At 72.7% G+C, this 3,497-nt stretch carries 4 protein-coding genes; all 4 read left to right on the forward strand.

All coding sequences use genetic code 11. The annotated features are described in order from the left end of the window. Nucleotides 1-115: 115 nt before the first annotated feature. A complete protein-coding gene (locus G5C62_RS26105; RefSeq protein ID WP_164703287.1) occupies nt 116-469 on the forward strand; it encodes a CrcB family protein in 354 nt (117 codons plus the stop codon). Nucleotides 470-549: 80 nt separating this feature from the next. Continuing rightward, nucleotides 550-1,941 (forward strand): trehalose-6-phosphate synthase, encoded by a 1,392-nt coding sequence (locus G5C62_RS26110; RefSeq protein ID WP_036334155.1) that lies wholly within the window; start codon nt 550-552, stop codon nt 1,939-1,941. Further along, nucleotides 1,938-2,681, forward strand: coding sequence for a trehalose-phosphatase (gene otsB / locus G5C62_RS26115; protein ID WP_164703288.1), 744 nt, complete (start codon nt 1,938-1,940; stop codon nt 2,679-2,681). Before G5C62_RS26110 ends, otsB begins: the two co-directional genes overlap by 4 nt. Before the next feature lie 324 nt (nt 2,682-3,005). Next, nucleotides 3,006-3,497, forward strand: a 492-nt coding sequence (locus G5C62_RS26120) for an Hpt domain-containing protein (protein ID WP_241176149.1), incomplete at its 3' end; no start/stop codon positions are given.

Genomic DNA, 3,497 nt, shown 5'->3' on the forward strand with positions numbered 1-3,497 from the left:
TGGTCGAGGACGGCGCCGTCGCCCTCGCCGGCGGCTACGTGCTGGTCTCGGTCGTCGGGGGCGTGCTGGCGGTGGCCGCCGGGCTGACCGCCGGTCGTGCGGTGGTGAGCCGGCCGTGACGGCGCTGTGGGTGGCGTTGGGAGCGCTGGCCGGTGCGCCGCTGCGGCTGCTCGCCGACCGGGTGGCCACCGCCCGCCGGGGCCCGGGCAGCGTGCTGGGGACGCTCACGGTCAACGTGCTGGGCAGCGCCGTCCTCGGCGTGCTGCTGGGCCGGTCCGACGTCTCCCCCGCCGTCGTGGCGCTGGTGGGCACCGGCTTCTGCGGCACCCTCACGACCTTCTCCACCTTCGGCTGGGACGTCGTCCGGCTGGTGGAGGAGCGCGCCGTCCTGCGGTCGCTGGGCTACGTCACCGGCTCCCTGCTGCTCGGCCTGGGCGCCGCAGCAGCCGGTTTCCTGCTCTCCCGCTGAGCCGCGATGCGCGCCTGGTGGGCCCCGTCACCTAGGGTCGGGGCGGGATGAGTGGATCAACGCGCACCGGAGGAGACCAGGTGGAGGCCGACAGCCCGGTGGTGGTGGTGGCGAACCGCCTGCCCGTCGACCAGGTGACCGACCCCGACGGGACGACGCGCTACCAGCGCAGCCCCGGCGGCCTGGTCACCGCGCTCGAGCCCTTCGTCGCCGGTCGCGGCGGCGCCTGGGTCGGCTGGTCGGGCGCTGCGGGCGATGCCCCCGAGCCCTTCGAGTCCGGCGGCATGTCGCTGGTGCCGGTGCCGCTGTCCGAGGAGGAGGTGGACCGCTACTACGAGGGGTTCTCCAACGCCTCGCTGTGGCCGCTCTACCACGACGTCGTCGAGAAGCCGGAGTACCACCGCAAGTGGTGGGACGCCTACGTCCAGGTCAACAAGCGGTTCGCCGACCGGGCCGCCGAGGTGGCTGCCGAGGGCGCGATCGTCTGGGTGCACGACTACCAGCTGCAGCTGGTGCCGGCGATGCTGCGGCAGCAGCGGCCCGACCTGACCATCGGCTTCTTCCTGCACATCCCGTTCCCGCCCTACGAGCTGTTCACCCAGCTGCCGTGGCGCTCGGCGATCATCGAGGGTCTGCTCGGCGCCGACCTGATCGGCTTCCAGCAGCCGTCGGCGGCCAGCAACTTCGTCAACCTCGCCCGGCGGCTGCACGACCTCCCGTGCAAGGGCAACACCGTCTCCTACGAGGGCCGCACGGTCACCGCCAAGGCCTTCCCGATCTCCATCGACGTGTCCGCCTTCGACGAGCTGGCCCGCACCCCGGAGGTGCTGGCCCGGGCCGCGGAGATCCGCGAGGAGCTGGGCCAGCCGGACAAGATCGTGCTCGGCGTCGACCGCCTCGACTACACCAAGGGCATCGGGGTGCGCCTGGAGGCGTTCGAGGAGCTGCTCGAGGACGGCGCCCTGGAGGCCCCCTCGACGGTCCTGGTGCAGGTGGCCACCCCCAGCCGCGAGCGGGTCGAGCACTACGTGACCATGCGCGAGACGATCGAGCAGCAGGTCGGGCACATCAACGGCGTCTACGGCTCGATGGCCGGGCCGGCCGTGCACTACTTCAACCAGTCGATGCCCCGCGAGGAGCTGGCCGCGATGTACCGCGCGGCCGACGTCATGCTGGTCACGCCCTACCGTGACGGGATGAACCTGGTCGCCAAGGAGTACGTCGCCGCCCGGGGTGACAACGGCGGTGTGCTGGTGCTGAGCGAGTTCGCCGGGGCCGCCGCCGAGCTCAAGCAGGCGCTGCTGGTCAACCCGCACGACATCGCCGGGGTGAAGGCGCAGCTGCTGCGCGCGCTGCGGATGGAGCCGGCCGAGAGCGCCAAGCGGATGAAGGCGATGCGCCGGTACGTCACCAAGCACGACCTCGACCACTGGGCGAACTCGTTCTTCGAGTCGCTGCAGGCGCAGGCATGACGACCGCCCTCGACCAGGCGCTGGACGAGCTGGCCGGACGCCGTCCGCTGCTGCTGGCCAGCGACTACGACGGCGTGCTGGCCCGGCTGCGGGACGACCCGGCCGCGGCGGTGCCCGAGCCCGGTGTCGGCGAGCTGCTCGCCCGGCTGGCGACCGTCGACGGGGTGACCGTCGCGCTGGTGAGCGGCCGCGGGGTGGCCGACCTGCAGGCGACCAGCGGGCTGACCGGCCCGTTCCGCTGGGTGGGCAGTCACGGCGCGGAGTTCGACGGGCCGCTGACCGGCGACCTCGCCGTCCGGCGTGACCAGCTCGCCGCGGCGCTCGCCCCGCTGGTCGAGGCCGTCCCCGGTGCCCGGCTGGAGCACAAGCCGGCCGGTGCCGCGGTGCACGTGCGCACCGTCGCCGACCGTGCGGCGGCCGACCAGCTGCTCGCCGACGTCGCCGCCGGCCCGGGAGCCGACCCTGCGCTCACCGCCAAGCCGGGCAAGGACGTGCTGGAGCTGGCGGTCACCGACGCCGACAAGGGGTCGGCCCTGCTCCGGCTGCGCGAGGAGCTGGGCGCCCAGGGGGCGCTGTACCTCGGCGACGACGTCACCGACGAGGACGGCTTCCGTGCCCTGGCGTCGGACGGCGTGACGATCAAGGTCGGGGACGGCGACACCGCCGCCGCCCACCGGGTGCCCGACCTGGACGGTGTGCGCGCCGTCCTCGAGCGGTTGGCTGCGGCCCTGCGCGCCTGAACCGGTCGCCCCACCGGCCTCACCAGGCCCTTCTCCTCCTCTGCTCCCCCACTGTGACCGTCGGCCCCCGGGTCGGCGGTCACAGTCGTCTCCGGGGCTGCCGATTCGTCACATCACGCCGTGGCCTCAGGTTCTGACCAGGTCGGACGCTGATCCGCGGCCATTGTCGACATGGGAATGAAACACCATTTTGGACCCATGGAATGGCGATTCAGAAAAGGCGGGCGCCCGCCCGGAATTCACCTTCAGGTGGACCGGTGGGCGCCGATGAAGCCATCGCTGTGCGGGGCAGGCCCCACGGCGCACCAAGGGGAAGAGGCAGGCGTGGAAGGTCTGGACGACATCGTCGAGGAGTTCCTCGTGGAGAGCCACGAGAACCTCGACCAGCTGGACCAGGATCTGGTCGCCCTGGAGCAGGACCCCCGTTCACGGGACCGGCTCTCGAGCATCTTCCGGACCATCCACACGATCAAGGGCACCAGCGGCTTCCTGGCCTTCAACCGGCTGGAGGAGGTCGCGCACGTCGGGGAGAACCTGCTGTCCCGGCTGCGGGACGGCGCCCTGGAACTGACGCCCACGCGCACCGACGCACTGCTGCAGATGGTCGACACCATCCGCGCCCTGCTCGCTGCCATCGAGGCATCCGGCGGTGAGGGCTCCGTCGTGGTCGCCGACACCGTCGCCACCCTCAGCGCCGTCACGGCCGGCTCACCACCGCACGACCGGCGGTCAGCCCGGCGGCCACCGCCAGCACGCCCCCGACGACCGAGACCAGCACGTAGCCGCCGGCGAGGGCGACGGCGCCGTCCTCGACCA

The sequence above is a fragment of the Modestobacter sp. KNN46-3 genome (assembly GCF_011039295.1).